An 18,347-nucleotide genomic window follows, 5' to 3' on the forward strand; every position below is an offset into this window, starting at 1 on the left:
CCTGCTGCGTACATCTGCTCGACAAACACCCCTTAATCTCATACCTGATAGTAATCCCGGCTATGCCGGAGTGAGAGTGGATTTAACTGTGACGACAAAGGTTGATGTAGTAGTGATTGGTGCCGGAGCGGCGGGGCTGATGTGTGCGGCGCAGGCGGGCAAACGGGGCCGGAAAGTTCTGGTGCTGGACCATGCCAAAAGACCCGGGCGTAAGATCCTGATTTCCGGTGGCGGTAAGTGTAACTTCACCAACTATGATATTTCTGCCGGTAATTACCTGTGTCAGAACCCTCACTTCGTCAAATCGGCTTTATCGCAGTACAGCAACTGGGATTTTATCGGCCTGGTGTCTGAATACGGTATTGAGTATGAAGAACGGGACCATGGCCAGTTGTTCTGTCTGGATTCCGCCAAAGAGATTGTGCAGATGCTGCAGCAGGAATGCGATCCACAGCAGGTCGAATTCCGCTATCAGGTTGAGGTCCACTCCATCGGACAGACTGAAGCCGGTTTTCGTCTCTCAGCCAATACCCAGCAGATTGAGTGTGACTCACTGGTTATCGCAACTGGTGGTTTGTCTATGCCTAAATTGGGCGCGACTCCATTTGGCTATAAAGTGGCTGAGCAGTTTGGTTTATCTGTAGTGCCGACCACCGCGGGGCTGGTACCGTTCACTCTGCATAAAGAAGACAAAGATCATCTGGCAGAACTGTCCGGGATTGCGATTCCGGCGGAGATTACTGCAGAAGACGGAACAGTATTTAAAGAAGCCTTATTGTTTACCCACCGTGGCATTTCCGGTCCTTCGGTATTACAGATTTCGTCGTACTGGAAGGCGGGGCAGAAGGTAAGCATTAATCTGGTGCCGGAAACCGACATTGAAGAGCTGCTTACCCACTCCAGAGAAAAGCATCCGAATCAGAGCCTGAAAAACACCTTGTCCAGAGTGCTGCCTAAGCGGCTGGTAGAAGTGTTGATAGAGCGTAAAGAGCTGACAGACAAGCCGCTGAAGCAGCTGAACCCGAAAGACATTCAGGCGATTGACCACCAACTGCAACACTGGCAGATCATACCGAACGGCACCGAAGGTTACCGGACAGCCGAAGTGACCCTCGGGGGGGTGGATACCGACTACATTTCCTCAAAGACAATGGAAGTAAAAACCATCCCCGGCCTTTATTTTATCGGCGAAGTGCTGGACGTCACCGGCTGGCTGGGAGGTTACAACTTCCAGTGGTGCTGGAGCAGCGGCTACGTCGCCGGGCAGAGGGTGTGATGGTATAGAACCCTTTACCCCCCGCCAGAATATTCTTTCAGCCAGGCGGAAAATTCATCGGCCGGAGCGGGTTTAGCGATAAAGTAGCCCTGTACCCGGTCGCAGCCGGTGGAGGCGACCCGATCCCAGTCGGCCTGGTTTTCGACCCCTTCTGCGACCGTGACCATGTTCAGTTTTTTTGCCAGATCTACGCTGGACTCCAGAATGGCACAGGTTGCCGAATCATCGGCGGCGTTGTGGACAAACTCCCGGTCTACCTTCAGTTCAGTGAAAGGAATATTGTTTAGCTGGGCCATGTTGGAATAGTGGGTGCCAAAATCATCAATAGACAGGCCAAACCCCTTCAAGCGCAAGCGGGTAATCACATCTAACGCCTTAGCCTGGCTCTGAATCAGTTTGCCTTCCGTAATCTCCAGTATGATAGCGCTGCATGGCACACCATACTCTTCTGCCATGGCTGAAAATTTTTCCGGAAGGTCGACTATTTCCAGGCTGTCTGCGGAAAGGTTTATCCCGATGGTGAACTCATATCCGGCATTCATCCATTCATGGTATAGCGAGAGTGACTGCTTTAATATCTGTTCGGTTAACAGGTCAATGACGCCATGCTCTTCGGCCAGGGGAATAAATACGGTAGGAGGAATAAGGCCGTGTTCCGGATGTACCCAGCGGGCTAGGACTTCAACCGACGTGACCGCTTTATCAGAGACGTTTACCTGAGGTTGAAAGTAGGGAACAATTTCCTGCTCTTTAAAGGCGATACTGAGTTCATCATAGCTTTCTGTCAGGCCACAATTACTGAGGGGAGAAACTTGTTCAGGCTGATACAGCTTTAGTTTGGCCTGTAATGCTTCCAGACTGATCGGTTTGTGCAGAGCACCCAGCACATTGAGGTGATGGGCATTCGCCAGATTCTGTGCGGTTTTCAGAATACGCATATCCTCACCGCTCAGCAGGATGATTGCGCCGGCGAACTCATTCTTAGCCAGATTACGGAGTACTTCAATGCCGTCCATCACCGGCATATTGAGGTCGATAATCGCCAGGTCATAGCGTTCTCCGGCTTCAAGTTGCTGAAAGGCCTGAGCTCCGTCGGGGTAGCCGGCTATGTTGGTAATTCCAAGCTGTTCCAGAATAATCCGGGTCTGCTGTAGGATAAACTCATCATCATCGAGCACAATGACGCGTAGTGTTGTCAGGTCCACGTTTTCAGGCATGTGATATCTCCGGCGCTATGAATCCTTTCCCTTTTTATTCGGATTTTGTTTTGTACATGATCAAGTGTAGCAGGTGGTTACATAACAACTCATTTTTCTTCTTCCCCGTCTTTTTCAAACAGTGCCTGTAACCGCAGTTGATCATACTGCTCCGCAAGCGCTTGCAGAGTAAGTGCTAGCGCGTCATGTTCTTTATCTATCTGCTCAATCAGCTTTCTGAGCTGAGAAAAATCACCGATGAGAACGGCATTGTGCATTTGTGTACGCAGGGAAACGGGCAGTACCGTCAAGTCTTCAGGGGTAATGGTCTGAGGCTTGGGTGGTTCTGGTTCTACGTTGGTTTTTTTATGCGGGCTGACCCGCTGTTCTATCAGGGACAGTAGTTTTTCACCCGCCTGATGAATGGCTTCTAACTGCTGTCGCTTTGTTGTGTCCGATTCCTTTAACATCAACATCTGAGAAAAGCCGATCACGGTATTCAATGGCGTACGTAAATCGTGCGACAGGCGGGAAAGCTGCTCGTTTCTGCTCTCTGAGCCGGAAGTGTTTTCTGAAGCGGTGTTTTCCGGTGAATTCATGACGTTCTCCCTGTTGCTGCGTACCAGCGAATAAAGCCTGTCTGCGTTAATTATAGTCAGCAGGAAAGACTATACTTAGCAAAAGCTGTACATTTTTTAGTATGCCTGACTGGCCGAATGAATAAGGATGGGGAGTGAATAATGTGGATGGAGCATGATCTGAGTGGATCATCGATTGTTGCAGCTGATGATGACCCTGCCAATTTACTCGTACTGGAATCCATGTTGGGAGAGCTTGGCTGTGAAGCTCGTCTGGTCAGAGACGGGGGCATGCTGTTACAGAGCGTGGCGATGAAAGTACCGGATCTTGTTCTGCTGGATGTCCATATGCCGGGCGTCGACGGTTATCAGACCTGCGCCAGATTAAAAGAAGATGAACGTTTTAAAGATATTCCGGTTATCTTCATTTCTGCGGCGAATGAGGAGTTCAGTAAGGTTAAAGGGTTTGAGCTGGGGGCGGTGGATTACATTACCAAACCCTTTCAACTGGAAGAGCTGAAAGCACGGATAGGCGTTCATCTTAAACTGGCCCGGCAGGCCCGGGAACTGCGTAATCTGCAGGCGGCGGTAGAGCAGAGCCGAACCTCCATCATTATTACCGACCTGAACGGAACCATAGAATACGCCAATCATTCCGCTTCCGAAGTGACTGGCTATGAACTGTCAGAAATTATCGGCAGTAACCCGCGTATCTTTAAAAGCGGTGTACATTCTGATGAGATGTATCAGGAACTCTGGGAGACCATCAGCCGGGGTAACGTCTGGAGTGGTGAGTTGTGTAACCGTAAAAAGGACGGCAGCTTTTACTGGGAGCTGGTGGTGATTTCTCCGGTACGGGGTGTAGACGGCTCGTTTACCCGGTATGTGGCGGTAAAAGAGGATATTACCGAGCAGCGTGAATTACGGGAGCAGTTGATCAGCGCGAAGGAACAGGCAGAAGCGGCGAATCAGGCCAAATCTTCTTTTCTGGCGATGATGAGCCATGAAATCCGTACCCCGATGAACGGCGTGATTGGCATGATTGACCTGTTGAATCAGACGCCTCTGGATGACGAACAGCAACGTCTGGCGCGTATTGCTAAAGTCTCTTCAATGTCTCTTCTCAATATCATCAATGATATTCTGGATTTTTCCAAAATAGAAGCCGGAAAGATGAAGCTGGAATCTATTCCCGTGACTTGGCGGGGGCTCATTGATAGTGTGGCGGAGATGGTTTCTGGCTCCCTGCTGGATAAACATCTGAACCTGTTCTGCCTGGTGGATCCGGCGGTGCCTAACCGGGTGCGGGGGGATCATGCCCGCCTTAGGCAACTGCTGCTTAACCTGCTGAGTAATGCCATCAAATTTACCAGTACCACCGGTAACGTTCAGGGGGATATTCTGGTGCGCCTGTTCCTACACCCGGAGCATCAAGATACATTGGTTCTGGAGGTAGAAGATAATGGGGTTGGGATCAGTCCGGAGCAGCTTGAGAATTTGTTTCACCCTTTTGTACAGGCTGATACCAGTACCCATCGCCGCTATGGAGGCTCAGGGCTGGGGCTGTCTATTTGCAGCAGGCTGGTCAGTTTAATGCAGGGGGAAATCCACTGTGTCAGTCAGGAGGGAGAAGGCAGTAAGTTTGTCGTCACTTTACCTTGTGTGCCGGTCAATCATGATAAGCCGGAGTTATCTCTGGATGACTATAATATTCTGTTGCTGAGCAATGATATTCGCATTAGCGAATATCTCGAGCGGGATTTGACTGCCCGGGGAGCAAACGTACTGTCTGCAGAAGACGTGCGGAAAAAGGGAGTTGGGGTATTGCTTTTTGCCGGAACCTGGAAGACAGCGGAAAAGGAACGCTTAGTTCACGCCTACCAGCATCGGTACCCCCAAACGCCAAGCGTCGTTTTAATATCAGAGTCAGAGCGGGAAGAGAAAAGGGCATTTAAGGAGGGTGTTCTGGCTGAGATAAATCCGTTCCGCCCGGAAGCGATTCATAAGGCCCTGAAGAGGGCGATGGGGTGTGGTGAACATCAGGAAGAAGCATTACCGGAAAAACTGGTCGGTAATACCCATCCGCTGCCTTCACTGGCTCAGGCCGAAGCTGAGGGCCGGTTAATACTGGTTGCAGAAGATAATGTGGTTAACCAGGAAGTCATAAAACGTCAACTGAACCTGTTGGGCTATGTGGCAGAAATAGCAGAAAACGGAGAGGTTGCACTGAATAAAATGCAACAACGAAGCTATGGTCTGTTGCTGACCGATTGCCATATGCCCCGAATGGACGGCTTTGAGCTGACCTCCCGCATCCGGGATCAGGAACTGCATGAAGAGACACACCTGCCAGTGATTGCCATTACCGCCAATGCCATGCAGGGTGAATCCCAGCGCTGTATGCTGGCCGGGATGGATGGTTATTTGGCCAAACCGGTTGAGCTGACCAAGCTGAAAGAAACCTTAGCCCGGTGGCTGCCTTTAATGGACGAGCCGGTAAAAGGGGAGCGTTCTGAACTCCCAAGCGACTCTGAAACCCTAAATATCTCTGAACAGTCATCATCCGTGATTGATCATCAGTTGATGAGTCGGTACTTAGGGGATGATAAGAAAATTCAACACTATTTCTTACATAAATTTACGGAAGACAATCAGCAGGTTATGGCCTCGGTTGCGGCACATATTGAGCAAAAGAACTGGCGACAGGTTGCTGAAATGATGCATAAGCTGAAATCGTCCAGTAAAGCCATTGGTGCTATGGCTCTGTCGGAGCTTTGTATTCAGCTTGAACAGGCCGCCAAAAATCAGGATGCGGCACAGGCCGGGAAACTATGTACCGGTGTCGCTAATGAATTTGAACGTGTATCCGAGTATGTGGAGCAGATGCCAGAGTAATCAAGACGGGTGTTCGGCTTCCGGATAAGGGAGTGGGTCCCCGGATAGTGCATTTACCTGCCGTTTTAGCTGAAGAATCTGGGCGTAGCTCTGTTCGAGCTGTTTTTTGCAGAAGACTTTCTCTATCTGTATCCCTATCCGGGCACGCAGTTCTTCTAACTGCAGAGGTTTGGTGATGTAATCTTCCCCTCCCAGCTCAAAGCAGGTCAGTTTGTTAAACCCTTCGGAGACGGCGGTAGCGAAGATAACCGGAATATCGGCTGTTTTGCTGTCGGCTTTGAGTGTCCGGCAGACATCATAACCATTTAACTTGGGCATATGAATATCCAGCAGAACCAGATCCGGAGCCTGCATTGCAATGCTCTTCAGTGCGGCTTCACCGTCCACGGCTACCCTGACTTGCCAGCCACATTCGGTGAGCATAGAAGAAACCACCTGTAGATTATTCGGGTTATCATCGGCGACCAGTATCACGGGCTTGGGGGGAGGTTCATGAGTCATCCTGTTCTCCTTGAGTGTTAGGGGTATCCTGATCGAAAAGGGCCTGGATATGGTTCAGTTCAAAATGCTCCACCATGGTTCGTAACGCGGAGCCGACACCGGCATTATGGGCTTCGGCTTCCGTGACCAGTTCGTTCAGACGGCCTATATCACCGACCAGAACCGCTTCTGCGAATGCCCGGCGCAGTGTTTCAGGTAAACCGGCGATGTCTTCTGGCTGCAGTTTATGACCTTCAGTTTTGTCCACCGGGATCTGATAAGTATAGTGGATATTGAGTTGTTGCTTTATCTCGGAGAACAACTGTTCTTCGCGCACGGGCTTACGGATATAAGCATTTGCGCCCAGATCCAACAGTTGCTGCTTTTGTTCTTCAAATACGCTGGCAGAGATGATGATGATACCGGTGTCTTTGTCCGTTGCTCTGATACGTTTGGTGACTTCAGTGCCGTCCATTACCGGCATTTTGATATCCAGAAGTAAAAGGTGCGGGTGCCATTGCTCAAAGAGCGTCATGGCTTCCTGACCATTGGCGGCTTCTTTGACGATGAAGCCAACCTCCGATAGCATTTTATCCAGTAGCAGGCGGTTACTGTAGTTATCATCGACGACCAGAATACGTATCTCCTCCTGCCCCGGAGCGAGAGAGGCTACTTTTGGCAGAAGAGGTGTTGCTTCTTCCTCTTCTTGGTCGCCAGTCTGTGCGTTTATTTCCACACAAAAAGTGCTGCCGACACCCAGTTGACTGGTAAAGGTTATCTGTCCTCCCATTAGCTGAGCATATCGCTGGCTGATAGACAGCCCCAGCCCGGTACTGCCTTCTTTTCGTGCTCCGTGTTCTGCTTGCTCGAAGGGAGCAAATATCTTGCTGTAGTCTTTTGGGGCAATCCCGGTACCGGTATCGGTGATTTCAAATTTCAGCGTCAGCCCGGCTCTTTCATCCGTAAGGGGGTGATCGGGAGCCTGTCCTGAGTCTCTATGATTTATTAACGATGCTTTCAGAACAATATGCCCTTTTTCTGTAAATTTAAGGGCATTACCCAGCAGGTTAATCAGGATCTGGCGTAATTTCCCCTGATCGGTGTGGATAAGGCGGGGTAGTGAGTCCTCTTTTTCGAACCATAGATCCATGTCTTTCTCTTCAAGACGCCCTTTAAAAATACTTTCCAGTTCTGTAAGCATCCGGTGAAGGTCAAAGGTCTGCGTATTCAGAGTAATACGCCCGGCTTCTATTTTTGACAGTTCCAGAACATCATTAATAAGGCCGAGGAGGTGCTCACCACTGTTATTGATAATATTGAGTTTCTCTCTTTGTGTTTCCGGTAGTGAGGTATCTCGTTGCATCAGTTGGGAAAAACCCAGAATGGCATTCAGAGGAGTGCGTAATTCATGTGACATGGTGGTCAGAAAAATGGTTTTTGCCTGATTGGCTTCTTTGGCCTTTTTCTGCGTAATGGTTAACTGTTTGGTGGTTTTTTCCAGCAGCAGGTTTTGCTGGGAAAGGTGCTTGTTGGCTTTCTGTTTAGCCCGGTAGCCGAACAGGATTAACAGGACCTGAAATACACCAAGGATAACGGCGATGCCCATTGCCGTCAGGTAGTTCTTCTGTGTGCCGATGATGTCGTCCTGTTGGGCCAGTTGCACAGACTGATCTCTGATGATGGTGTCCTGTTGGGTAATGGCTGCGGCACGTTTGCGGATTTGCTCTTCCTGGCGGGATATCTCTGTCTGCTGTTGGCTGACTTTAGAGGTAAGTTCTTCATATCTTTGCAGCTTTTCTTCTACCTGTTGTTCCTGATCCCTGATAAACGTCTGCAATTGCTTAGTCTGGGCTTCCGCGGCTTTAAAACGATTCTGTTCATCCTGTATCGCTTTATTGAGCCGGGTAATCACCTGTTCCCGGGTGTTCAGCTTTTCCCTCTGTATCTGGTACTTAAGCTGGGCCGTTTTTAGCAGAGTGTGTTCCTGCAGTACCGCCGCTTTTTGTTGGGTAATCAGTGTTTCCTGACGTTGTATTTGCTCGTTCTGATGTTCCAGTTCCTGTTGTTGTTGTTGGGTTCTGGCTTCTGCTTCTGCAAGCCGTTGTTTTTCCTGTTGTATGGCCTGTTTCTGTGCTTTTAGATCTCGGGCTAACAGAGAGACTTCTTTCTCTGAGCGAGCGGCGCTTTCCTGCAGTAACTGGCGTTTGTGATTCAGTTCACTGACCTGTCGTTCCAGCTTTTGAAGTTGTCTCTGTCCTTCCCGGTAGAGCCGGGCTACATCGATTTCAGTACCTCCCAGCAGGATAATATCAGGGTTTACCCCCAGATTGTGGTTCAGGATATTGGCCTTATTGATCTCAAATTGCACCTGCTGACTGGCATTTTCGAACAGGTTGATCATGATTTCTTGCTTGTTGGCAACGTGATCAGAGATCAATAGTGTATTTTTGCCGTTAAGTTGACGTAATACATCGGCAAAGGCATCTGATTTAGACTGCGCCAGATACACCAGGTGTGTGCCCTGCGGTACCTGCGTGCTTCGGGACTGGCTCACACTGAACGGCTTTCCGTTGAGTTTGTTTTGACGGGAAATGTTGCGCAGGGTCTGATAGATACCCCGGTTCGAGTCGATCAGATGAATATGATACTGGCTGATACTAGCCGAATTCGGCCACTGGATGTTTTCGGCCAGACGGAAAAGGTAGGCCGCCGTCAGGTCATTGCGGCTTACATCTGCAGCCACACCGGGGCTGCTATTCAAAAGGATGAGAAGGACAACTATTCCACGCATAATAAAAGGAGCGCAGTTGAGTGAGTGTGACACACTGTTACTCCTTGTCTGCCGGATTGCCTACCTAAAGAGTAATGTAAGAAGTTCTATCTTTCCAAATTGTCGGAGAATTCTGACTCTAAAAAGGTCTTTTGTACTTTGCGTTGTTGTTTACTATGCTTATTGATAATCCGCATATTTATTGTGTGTATAAATATCCTTTCTGGGACATTGCATATGTCTAACATCATTAAGTTTATACTGTTCTGGTTTATGAGCAGTGCCGTGAGTCTCTGTTATGCACAAGAGGACGATCAGCAGTTTGCTTCCCTATTAAACCTCTCACTCTCTGAACTGATGCTGGTTCAGGTCTCCGATGCGGGTTCGCTGACCGGTACCAGTCAGGCCAAAGTCCCTGCCGCAGTCACCCATATTACTCAGAAAGATATTCAGCAATTAGGGGCTCGCTCTCTGCTTGAGCTGCTGGAGATAACGGTTCCTGGCCTGCAGATGACTCGCCATCATTATGAACTGCCGCATCTGGGTATCCGGGGCATCATCAGTGACCGCGAAGATAAGGTGATGATCCGGGTGAATGGCCGGGTAATGAATGAACGTTCGGGGCGTGGTGCGATCACCGAGCGGGACTTTCCACTGATGGGGGATATTAAGCAGATCAATGTGATTCGAGGGGCGGGCTCGTCCATGTATGGTCTGGGTGCCGTTGCTATGGTGATTGATATTCAGACCTTTGATTCAACTACACTGGAACACGATTCGGTGTCTGTCCGTGGCGGAGCCGGTATGCTGTATAAAGCCATCGACCTTAATGTCAGCCGCCAGTTGGATAACGGGCTGGGCGTGTATTTTCACTCCGAGCTGGCGGATGTTAACGGGGCGAACGGTGACGATGCGCCACTGGTCTTTGCTGCGGAAGGGGTCAGTATTAATACCGGAGAAACCATTCCCCGTGGCGAACCGATGCCAACCAACACCAGAGACTGGCAGGGGTTCCGGGGTCAGCCGTTTAAAAAACTACACCTGGGGCTGGATTATGAGGACAGCCATTTATGGCTGAGATATACCGAAGCGGGCCGCAATATCGCCACCATGTTCAGAGGGCTGGTTGAGCCACCTGAAGGGCTGGATATGCCGGGTGAACTGATGTCTCAGATTGGCTATGAACAGTTTACCGCCACCTTTGAGCAGAAACATCAGACCCTGAGTGATGCCGAACTGAGCTGGATGCTCAGTTATGACCGGACGACCATTACCAAAGTGCAGCCTTTCCCGAATACCAAGGTTAACCATTATGGAGAAGGTGAACTGTTTGGCCGGGTGGTTGCCCGCTGGAGTGCCACGCCCGATAGTGATCTGGCTTTGGGGGCGGAATATTCTTATGAAGAATATGGTCTGGATTTTGAAACTAGCAGCCGGGGGCTTTGGGATACCTATACCGCGTCGCTACTGGGTGAGTGGCAGTGGCGTCCGGATGAAGACTGGACTTTGTTCCTCGGCGGTCGTCTGGATAAGCATACCTATACGGATACCCTGTTTTCACCCAGAGTGTCGGCAGTCTACTCTTCCGACGACAGGAATATCTACAAGCTGTTACTGACCCAGTCCCGGCGGATGAATATCGCTCAGGCGAACCGTAATGCGGAACTGTCCGGCAACAGTAAAGGGGATACCGAGGTGCTGAACAGTATTGAAGCCCGTTATGAGCGTTTGTCGGAGGGGAACTTCTTTGGTTTCAGCGTCTTTTATATTGATCTGGATGCGTTGGGATGGGATGAGACGGCTCGAAATTCATCCACCATCGGTAATCAGACTCAGTGGGGTATTGAAGCTGAGCAGGCACTGGACTATGACCGGCATGCGCTCAACTTGTCTTTTGCCTACACCAAGCTTCTCGACTTTGAGTTGTACGGACAGAATACGGCTATTACAGCGATGCCGTTTGGCTATGGAGACGATCTGGCGGACTGGGCCACCTACTCAGCTAAGCTCAGATACCGTTACGACATCAGTGAGCAGACCCAGCTCACAAGCACCTTAAGGGCGCTCTGGGGTTATCAGGGCTCGAAAGATTATGGTGAATACCTGCTCGATAATGGCTCACCCTTTATTACCGAAGGCTATGAAAAGGCGTATCGGGAACAGATCTATCTTAATGTCGGTTTAAGACATCAGCCTGCCCGGGATGTCACCCTGTCGGTGGATTTTCATAACCTACTGGGATTATTCGACCAGGATCTGAATAAGCGTATCTATCGTGGTTCTCTGGGAGGGTATCGGGATGAAGCCGTAGCTGTCTCCGCCGGGGTATCGGTTACATTCTGATGCAGGACCTTCGTTATATATTCGCGGGACTGTCTAAAGATTCAGCCTGACCAGTGGCTGGATATGGTCAGTATTGATGGTAGTGCGTTTGGCGAATAGCTGTTGCAGTCTCTGAGTCTCCCGGGTCTGCATCGGAATCAGCGGTGCTGCTGCGGTGTTATTCAGACGGATAATCGGTGACATAGAATGAGATCCGGAAGAAAACCGGCTCAGGTCGACGAGATCCAGCAGGGCATGGAAACGGTGTACATACCGGATGGTTTCTTCCGGCAGCTTAAGCTCAGTAAACCGCTTGTTCTCTTGCAGGCTTCTTTCCACCCGGCCTTCCCCGGCGTTATACGCTGCCAGTGTCAGGGAAAGGTTATGGTGAAACTTCTGGTACAGAAAGGCCAGGTAGCTGATGGCGGCGTGAGTGCTCCGGCTCAGGTTAAAGCGCTCATCCTTATGTTGATTAACGGTCAGGCCATAACGTTGTGCGGTGGCCGGCATTAGCTGCCACAGCCCTGCGGCGTTAGCCGGTGAAACCGCATCAGGCTGAAAAGAGGACTCTAACATCGGTACAAAAGCCAGACTGGAAGGTAACTGCCTGGATTCAAGCTCTTCAAGGATATACCGGACGATTGGGCGGGAGTGGTCAAACTGCTGGTTGATGAGCGTTTTGAATCCGGCCAGCCTGTGATATTCAGGGTTATTATCTGGCGATAAGGTCTGAGCAGATACAGTCAGTGACCAAGACAGACAGAAGAAGAGAGAAAAGAAACTGATCGCTCTTTTCATCGTAACTCCATCAGTTTTGAGGATGAGTAGCTGTTGCTGCTGTCATGGTCAAACTGTTGCAGCATCTCATTAAAAGAAGCCGAAAGTTGACCATTGAGCTGGTTTTGTTGCTGACAGGACTGAACCCGGGTTTCCAGCATGTGCCACTGTTGGCCTGCTTGTGTTCGCAGCTTACCGGGCAATGCGCCAAGCAGCCGGTTCATGCCGGTTTTGTTTTGCTCCAGCCCCAGGTACCCCAGCAGTTTGGTTCTGTGTTCGGCGTTTTTGTGCAGCGTATCCAGCATGGGTTGCAGCTTGTCGGTGATCGCCTGCATCGACTGTTCATCAAATGAGAGATAGCAGTGCTGCTGCTTCAGCAATAATTTGTACAGCTCATCATACAGGCGGACATCGTATTGGATACCGCGGATTAGCTCTCTGACTACGTCATTTTTACTGATGGGTGCTGCCATGCTGTCACCTGTTATTCGTGTCCGGTATGGAAACGCATGACAGCACTGGAGAGCGCGTGAATATCCAGCTCTAATTCACCACGGGCCAGCGCATTTTTCACGGCGGTGACTTTTTCTGCGTCGATATCCGGAAGCTGTGCAAGCTGATCGGCTGCTGTGGCCGTAATAGCCTGCTCTATCGTGGTTTGTGGCCGGACGGAAGTCGGTCTCTGCGGCTGTTCAGTCTGCGGATAAGCGGGCTGATTCAGTTGCGAAACCGGGATCGGTGAGCTGGCAACTTTATCTACTTTCATGACGGGCTCCTGGATATCATTCTCTCAGTTAAATAGAGCGACAAAGACCGGAAATGAATTAAATACTTTTTTCCGCTTTTTGAATCGTAGAAAAACTTTGTGCCAAAACATGCTGATTTATCAGAAATTGGTCTCTACTTTTCCCCGCTCTGTCACTGTGGCTCGGATAATGGTTCCGGATGACGCATTTTTCACGCTGATCTGTTCATTTCTGGCCCCGTTTTCCATCGCAATACCTTTGGTGCTGGCCTGCATACCGTTTTTGCTGGCGGTGATAATCACTTCATCGCCTTTTTCGATCAGCCAGTTCTGCTCCAGATACGATGGACTGACAATCTGGCCGCTGCGGATGCGTCGTTTGGCCCTTTTGCCCAGCAGTGACTGAAAGCGGGTCACAAAATCTTTTGGCTGCCGGAAAGTCATCGACTCCATTTTCAGCATCTCACTGCTGATCTTGGTTTCTCTGTTGATGGTGGTTTTTGCCACCGCCACCGGGAGGGTGATACTCACGGTAACCCGGATACTGAGCTGCCATTGTTGCTCAGGAGCGTTACAGCTGACTTGTCGTTTCAGGTTACCAATCGGCTGCTGATTGTAATCACGACTGGTGATCCGTAACGGCTGCGGGCATGCAGGCAGGTGCTCAACCGAAGAGGGGATACGCAGCGTGATCTGTGGTGTATACCTTGTCCAGTCATGCAGGGCGGCATAGGTCGCGATCTCTTGTCTCACTGACTGGTTCAGGTGCATTTCCAGTTCATTTTTTCTTGCTGATTCTGCTTTTGCGGCGGAGCTGCCCATCAAGAACAGCAGGGCTGAAATAAGTAGGTGCAGAATGAACTTCCTGTCTTTCCGTTCGGCTTCCGATGTGCGGAAGTTTCCCTTCCGCCCTGTATTATAACTCATTGATAATAAACGCCTATATTATTGGCACGTATTTTGTCTTATAACCCCCTGATATGTGGCCGGAACCAAGGAATTGATATGGCAATCAGTTTTGACAATGCACTGGGTGTTCATCCTGATGCTCTGAATTTCAGGGTTCAGCGCACCAGGATTATAGCCAGTAACTTAGCAAATGTTGACACACCTGGATATCTCGCAAAAGACCTGAGTTTTGAAACGGTAATGAGAAATGTGTCACCAGGCAAGGTGGATACACCGCCGCCGCAGATGCTGATTACCTCCAAGTATGCCATGCCTTATCAGAACTCCAGCGACGGGAATACGGTTGAACTGGGCGTGGAACAGGCCAAGTTTACCCAGAACAGTATGGATTTTCAGACCAGCCTGACCTTTATGAATATGAAATTTCAGGGACTGGCGAAAGCGATAGAAGGACGTTAACCCCATGGCATTTACCGATATTTATTCTATTGCCGGGTCAGCGATGAATGCTCAGACCATTCGTCTGAACACCGTCGCCAGTAACCTGGCGAATGCTGACGCCGTGTCCGCCAGTCCTCAGGATGCGTATAAGGCGCTGAAGCCCGTCTTTGCGACCGTGTACAGCAATGCGCAACTGTCGGCTGGTGACAACGCTTTTCCGAGCGCAGAGGTGCGGATTGTGGATGTGGTACAGAGCTCTCAGGAGGCTGAGCGGCGCTTTGAGCCCAATAATCCACTGGCAAACGACGAAGGGTATGTCTATTACCCGGGTGTGGATGTGGTGGCAGAGATGGCCGACATGATGTCAGCCACCCGGAGCTTTGAAACCAATGTTGAAGTATTGAGTAATGTGAAAAGCATGCAGCAGGGGCTGCTGCGGTTAGGGCAGGGTAGCTGATGACGATTGCACAATTTGACGCGCTGGCGATGGACGTTCCGGTGTCAACGACAGAAGCCGAACTGGCGGTCAAGGAAAACGCGAACGATGCAGCGTCACTGAAAAATGAATTCCTGACCCTGATGGTGGCTCAGATCCAGAATCAGGATCCGCTGAACCCGATGGAAGGGGCGGAATATGTCAGCCAGTTGGCTCAGTTCTCTCAGGTAGAGAGTACGGAAAACATGGCGTCGCTGATGCAGAACAATCTGGTTCTGATGGACAACATGCAGGTGCTGACCACGGCTGGTCTGGTCGGGCAGACCGTGTATGTGAACGGGAATCAGGTGGAGCTGACCGGGCAGGAACAGCAGGGAAAACTGGTGCTGGAGAATGCCTCAAATACGGTGAACCTGCTCTTGCAGGATCAGTATGGACAGGTCACTAAAGTGCCTCTGGGACCTAAAGCAGCAGGGGAAGTGGACTTTACCATTAACCCGAATGAGCTGGAGCTGGCTCCGGGCCAGTACACGATTGCCGCTCAGTTGCAGGAAGATATGCCTGAGGCAGAAGTCTTACTGGCCGGCGAAGTGGCTCAGGTCAGTGTGCCGTCCAATGGCGGTGCCGCGTTAGTGAATGTTGCCGGAGTGGGCAGCGTACCATTTTATCAGATCAGCCAGTTTGGCGGATAAGCAGAATTATCGGCAGGCACAGACAGCCTGAAAAGAGGAACTTATGAGTTTTGATATCGCATTAAGCGGTCTGGACGCAACCAACAGCCAGATCAACACCATCAGTAACAACATTGCTAACTCATCAACAACCGGGTTTAAGCAATCACGCACTGAATTTGCTGCCGTCTATAACGGCATGCAGGCTGGCGGGGTAGAAGTCTCCGGTACGTCACAGAACTTTGATAAGAACGGTTCTGTGTCCAGCACAGGACGCTCACTGGATCTGGCGATTAACGGCAGTGGTTTTTTTGTCACCAAAGACAGCGCCGGTCAGACGCTGTATACCCGCTCAGGTATCTTTGGTACCGACAAAGACAACAACATCGTCAGCAATACGGGTATGAAGCTGCAGGGCTTTTCTGCGACAGCAGATGGCTCGGCCCTGCAGTCTGGTGCGCTTGGCGATCTGGCGGTCAACACGGCCTCTTTGCCGGCCAAAGCCACCGGTAATATGGATTTTATCGCTAATTTTGATGCCCGTGCGACGGCCATTGATACCACAGTCACACCATTTGATGCGGCCAATACGGACAGCTTTAACTCGTCTTATACCTCCAAGGTGTACGACTCACTGGGCAATCCGCATACCGTGACTCAGTACTTTACCAAAACCTCGGACAACAACTGGCAAGTCAATGTGCAGATCGATGGTGGCACCATCGTAGAGAATCAGGCCGTGACATTTAACACAGACGGCACCCTGGCGTCACCAACTGGCACCTTTAACGTTGAGTTTCCGGCGGCTGGCGCAGAGGCAATGAGTATAGATATCAGCCTGAAAGGCAGTACCCAGTTCGGTTCCGATTTCAGTGTCAGCACCAACAGCCCTGACGGCTATACCGCGGGTGAACTGACCGGGATCCGGGTGGAAGACAACGGTATGGTATTCGCCGCGTATTCCAACGGTCAGTCTCTGCTACAGGGACAAGTGGTACTGGCCGATTTTGCTAACCCGCAAGCACTGGTGAAAACCAGCGGGACGGCGTGGATGCAGAGCTACAGCTCTGGAGAGCCGGTACGTAATGTTCCCGGTAGCGGCACCTTAGGTAACCTGTCTTCTGGTGCACTGGAAGGCTCCAACGTGGATCTGAGTAATGAGCTGGTGGGACTGATGACCGCGCAGCGCAACTATCAGGCGAACGCAAAGACGATTTCCACCTCCGATAAACTGATGCAGACACTGTTTAATGCCGTGTAATCGTTACGGAATTCAGGAGATTCGTTGATGGATGCTTTGTTGTATACCGCCACCAGCGGTGCAAGCCGGGTTCTGAAAGCGCAGCATGTTCGTTCCAATAACCTGTCCAACGCCGATACGGCGGGGTTCCGGGCTGATATGGAACGGGCACAGAGCATTGCCGTAACCGGGGGCGCGTTTGATGGTCGCACCATGGTCACCACCAATTCCGCCTCTACCCGTTTTGATAATGGGGATCTGGTGAAAACCGGTCGGGCGCTGGATATTGCCATTAATGGTGATGGCTTTTTTACCGTGCAGACACCGGCTGGCAATGAGGCGTATACCCGCGCCGGTAACATCCGTGTGGATGAGGCCGGCAATATGCGGGTGAACGGCTTTCCTCTGATGGGTGACGGCACTCCTATGGTGTTGCCGGAGCATCAGAACGTAGAGATCAGCGCCCGTGGCGTGGTGACGGTTGTTCCTCCGGGTGGCGGAGCACAGATCAACGTGGGCCAGCTGAAGCTGGTCAATCCGGATATTACTCAGGTTCAGAAAGAGAGCGATGGCCTGCTGCATAACATTCAGGGCGGGATGCTTCCGCCGGATATGACGGTACAGGTCGCTCCGGAACACTTGGAAGGCAGTAACGTATCCGCGATTGATGAGCTGGTTGGAGTGATGTCTCTGACGCGTAACTTTGAGATGCAGGTGCGGGTGATGAAAACCGCAGAAACACTGGCACAGGCCGGTAACCGTCTGATGAGCACCAGATAAAGAACAGATTAAGGAGAAGGAAATGCATTCTGCATTATGGGTCAGCAAAACCGGGATGGCGGCACAGGATACCAAGATGACGGCCATCTCCAACAACCTGGCTAACGTGAACACCGTCGGTTTTAAACGTGATCGGGTGGTGTTTGAAGACTTGTTCTACAGCATTCAGCGTCAGCCGGGTGCTCAGGTGGATGCCGTTAATACACTGCCCAGCGGCGTGCAGTTGGGTAGCGGTGTCCGCGTTGTGGGGACACAGAAAGTGTTCACTCAGGGGACCACGCAGAACACCACTCAGCAGATGGATATGGCGGTGATGGGTGGCGGTTTCTTCCAGATTGAAAACTCTGACGGCGAAATCATGTATACCCGCAATGGTCAGTTTCATGTCAATGCAGAAGGCCTGATGGTGAACAGTCAGGGTCTGCCGCTGGAGCCACAGATTCAGATCCCGGCGGGAACCACCAATCTGTCCATCGGTACTGATGGTACGGTGACGGCGGTCGTGGACGGCAACCCTGACCCGCAGGATTTAGGTCAGATCACCCTGGCAACCTTCATCAATCCGGCCGGTCTGGAAGCCGTGGGCGGTAACCTGTTCCGTCAGACGGAAGCCAGTGGTCTGGCGGATGAAGTCGTTCCGGGTACAGAAGGTGTCGGCAGCATTAAGCAGGGCGCTCTGGAAGGCTCAAATGTTCAGGTGGTGGAAGAGATGGTGGATATGATCACCACTCAGCGCGCCTATGAAATGAACGCCAAGGTCGTGTCTGCCGCCGATGACATGCTTAAGTTTGTGGCGCAGTCTGTGTAATAACAGGCGCTAAGGTAATGGTT

Annotated in this window: 17 protein-coding genes; 9 read left to right on the forward strand and 8 right to left on the reverse strand. The window is 50.8% G+C overall.

Features of this window, described 5'->3' with window-relative positions:
• Nucleotides 1-88: 88 nt before the first annotated feature.
• A complete protein-coding gene (locus tag DI392_RS11790) occupies nucleotides 89-1,276 on the forward strand; it encodes a BaiN/RdsA family NAD(P)/FAD-dependent oxidoreductase (protein ID WP_109320283.1) in 1,188 nt (395 codons plus the stop codon).
• A 14-nt stretch (nucleotides 1,277-1,290) separates the two neighbouring features.
• Here the strand turns inward: DI392_RS11790 and DI392_RS11795 are convergent, their stop codons facing one another.
• Nucleotides 1,291-2,493: an EAL domain-containing response regulator gene (locus DI392_RS11795; RefSeq protein ID WP_109320110.1), complete on the reverse strand. Its 1,203-nt coding sequence runs from the start codon at nucleotides 2,491-2,493 to the stop codon at nucleotides 1,291-1,293.
• An 89-nt stretch (nucleotides 2,494-2,582) separates the two neighbouring features.
• Nucleotides 2,583-3,071 carry a histidine kinase dimerization/phospho-acceptor domain-containing protein gene (locus tag DI392_RS11800; protein WP_109320111.1) on the reverse strand — a complete coding sequence of 163 codons (489 nt, stop codon included), beginning with the start codon at nucleotides 3,069-3,071 and terminating at the stop codon, nucleotides 2,583-2,585.
• Between the two features lie 141 nt (nucleotides 3,072-3,212).
• On the opposite strand from DI392_RS11800, the gene DI392_RS11805 reads away from it, so the two are divergent.
• A complete protein-coding gene (locus tag DI392_RS11805; RefSeq protein ID WP_109320112.1) occupies nucleotides 3,213-5,945 on the forward strand; it encodes a response regulator in 2,733 nt (910 codons plus the stop codon).
• On the opposite strand, the gene DI392_RS11810 is transcribed toward DI392_RS11805, so the two are convergent.
• Both DI392_RS11810 and DI392_RS11815 read right to left on the reverse strand, forming a co-directional pair.
• Nucleotides 5,946-6,446, reverse strand: coding sequence for a response regulator (locus DI392_RS11810; protein WP_109320113.1), 501 nt, complete (start codon nucleotides 6,444-6,446; stop codon nucleotides 5,946-5,948). It abuts the gene before it with no gap.
• Entirely contained in the window at nucleotides 6,436-9,168 is a 2,733-nt protein-coding gene (locus DI392_RS11815) for a YfiR/HmsC family protein (RefSeq protein ID WP_181388414.1), read from the reverse strand. The genes DI392_RS11810 and DI392_RS11815 overlap by 11 nt, the downstream gene beginning before the upstream one ends.
• 264 nt (nucleotides 9,169-9,432) lie before the next feature.
• Between DI392_RS11815 and DI392_RS11820 the strand changes: the two genes are divergently transcribed.
• Complete coding sequence (locus DI392_RS11820) at nucleotides 9,433-11,538, forward strand: TonB-dependent receptor plug domain-containing protein (protein ID WP_109320115.1); 2,106 nt, start codon at nucleotides 9,433-9,435, stop codon at nucleotides 11,536-11,538.
• Between the two features lie 33 nt (nucleotides 11,539-11,571).
• On the opposite strand, the gene DI392_RS11825 is transcribed toward DI392_RS11820, so the two are convergent.
• The 4 genes from DI392_RS11825 to flgA all read right to left on the reverse strand — a co-directional run bounded on the left by DI392_RS11825 (nucleotide 11,572) and on the right by flgA (nucleotide 13,966).
• Nucleotides 11,572-12,315: a lytic transglycosylase domain-containing protein gene (locus tag DI392_RS11825; protein ID WP_109320116.1), complete on the reverse strand. Its 744-nt coding sequence runs from the start codon at nucleotides 12,313-12,315 to the stop codon at nucleotides 11,572-11,574.
• The gene (flgN, locus tag DI392_RS11830) at nucleotides 12,312-12,767 is read right to left on the reverse strand and encodes a flagellar export chaperone FlgN (RefSeq protein WP_109320117.1); all 456 of its coding nucleotides are present in this window, start codon (nucleotides 12,765-12,767) and stop codon (nucleotides 12,312-12,314) included. Before flgN ends, DI392_RS11825 begins: the two co-directional genes overlap by 4 nt.
• A gap of 11 nt (nucleotides 12,768-12,778) precedes the next feature.
• On the reverse strand, nucleotides 12,779-13,060 hold the full coding sequence (flgM, locus tag DI392_RS11835) for a flagellar biosynthesis anti-sigma factor FlgM (RefSeq protein ID WP_109320118.1): 282 nt from the start codon (nucleotides 13,058-13,060) through the stop codon (nucleotides 12,779-12,781).
• Nucleotides 13,061-13,180: 120 nt separating this feature from the next.
• Nucleotides 13,181-13,966, reverse strand: a complete 786-nt coding sequence (gene flgA / locus DI392_RS11840) for a flagellar basal body P-ring formation chaperone FlgA (protein WP_109320119.1) — start codon at nucleotides 13,964-13,966, stop codon at nucleotides 13,181-13,183.
• A 78-nt stretch (nucleotides 13,967-14,044) separates the two neighbouring features.
• On the opposite strand from flgA, the gene flgB reads away from it, so the two are divergent.
• From flgB to flgG, 6 genes are read left to right on the forward strand one after another with little or no spacing between them, the layout of a single operon-like run.
• Nucleotides 14,045-14,407, forward strand: coding sequence for a flagellar basal body rod protein FlgB (flgB, locus tag DI392_RS11845; protein WP_109320120.1), 363 nt, complete (start codon nucleotides 14,045-14,047; stop codon nucleotides 14,405-14,407).
• A 4-nt stretch (nucleotides 14,408-14,411) separates the two neighbouring features.
• The gene (gene flgC, locus DI392_RS11850; RefSeq protein WP_109320121.1) at nucleotides 14,412-14,846 is read left to right on the forward strand and encodes a flagellar basal body rod protein FlgC; all 435 of its coding nucleotides are present in this window, start codon (nucleotides 14,412-14,414) and stop codon (nucleotides 14,844-14,846) included.
• Nucleotides 14,846-15,517: a flagellar hook assembly protein FlgD gene (gene flgD, locus DI392_RS11855; protein WP_109320122.1), complete on the forward strand. Its 672-nt coding sequence runs from the start codon at nucleotides 14,846-14,848 to the stop codon at nucleotides 15,515-15,517. The genes flgC and flgD overlap by 1 nt, the downstream gene beginning before the upstream one ends.
• Before the next feature lie 43 nt (nucleotides 15,518-15,560).
• On the forward strand, nucleotides 15,561-16,757 hold the full coding sequence (gene flgE / locus DI392_RS11860) for a flagellar hook protein FlgE (protein ID WP_109320123.1): 1,197 nt from the start codon (nucleotides 15,561-15,563) through the stop codon (nucleotides 16,755-16,757).
• Between the two features lie 27 nt (nucleotides 16,758-16,784).
• Nucleotides 16,785-17,516, forward strand: a complete 732-nt coding sequence (flgF, locus tag DI392_RS11865; protein ID WP_109320124.1) for a flagellar basal-body rod protein FlgF — start codon at nucleotides 16,785-16,787, stop codon at nucleotides 17,514-17,516.
• A 22-nt stretch (nucleotides 17,517-17,538) separates the two neighbouring features.
• Complete coding sequence (gene flgG / locus DI392_RS11870) at nucleotides 17,539-18,324, forward strand: flagellar basal-body rod protein FlgG (RefSeq protein ID WP_109320125.1); 786 nt, start codon at nucleotides 17,539-17,541, stop codon at nucleotides 18,322-18,324.
• Nucleotides 18,325-18,347: the final 23 nt, after the last annotated feature.

This window comes from Vibrio albus (assembly GCF_003144035.1).
Taxonomy (GTDB): Bacteria; Pseudomonadota; Gammaproteobacteria; order Enterobacterales; family Vibrionaceae; genus Vibrio; species Vibrio albus.

Coding starts and splice junctions, on each gene's coding strand:
- DI392_RS11795 (WP_109320110.1), bottom strand. CDS start 2,493: ATGCCTGAAAACGTGGACCTGACAACACTACGCGTCATTGTGCTCGAT.
- DI392_RS11800 (WP_109320111.1), bottom strand. CDS start 3,071: ATGAATTCACCGGAAAACACCGCTTCAGAAAACACTTCCGGCTCAGAG.
- DI392_RS11805 (WP_109320112.1), top strand. CDS start 3,213: ATGTGGATGGAGCATGATCTGAGTGGATCATCGATTGTTGCAGCTGAT.
- DI392_RS11810 (WP_109320113.1), bottom strand. CDS start 6,446: ATGACTCATGAACCTCCCCCCAAGCCCGTGATACTGGTCGCCGATGAT.
- DI392_RS11820 (WP_109320115.1), top strand. CDS start 9,433: ATGTCTAACATCATTAAGTTTATACTGTTCTGGTTTATGAGCAGTGCC.
- DI392_RS11825 (WP_109320116.1), bottom strand. CDS start 12,315: ATGAAAAGAGCGATCAGTTTCTTTTCTCTCTTCTTCTGTCTGTCTTGG.
- flgN (WP_109320117.1), bottom strand. CDS start 12,767: ATGGCAGCACCCATCAGTAAAAATGACGTAGTCAGAGAGCTAATCCGC.
- flgM (WP_109320118.1), bottom strand. CDS start 13,060: ATGAAAGTAGATAAAGTTGCCAGCTCACCGATCCCGGTTTCGCAACTG.
- flgA (WP_109320119.1), bottom strand. CDS start 13,966: ATGAGTTATAATACAGGGCGGAAGGGAAACTTCCGCACATCGGAAGCC.
- flgB (WP_109320120.1), top strand. CDS start 14,045: ATGGCAATCAGTTTTGACAATGCACTGGGTGTTCATCCTGATGCTCTG.
- flgC (WP_109320121.1), top strand. CDS start 14,412: ATGGCATTTACCGATATTTATTCTATTGCCGGGTCAGCGATGAATGCT.
- flgD (WP_109320122.1), top strand. CDS start 14,846: ATGACGATTGCACAATTTGACGCGCTGGCGATGGACGTTCCGGTGTCA.
- flgE (WP_109320123.1), top strand. CDS start 15,561: ATGAGTTTTGATATCGCATTAAGCGGTCTGGACGCAACCAACAGCCAG.
- flgF (WP_109320124.1), top strand. CDS start 16,785: ATGGATGCTTTGTTGTATACCGCCACCAGCGGTGCAAGCCGGGTTCTG.
- flgG (WP_109320125.1), top strand. CDS start 17,539: ATGCATTCTGCATTATGGGTCAGCAAAACCGGGATGGCGGCACAGGAT.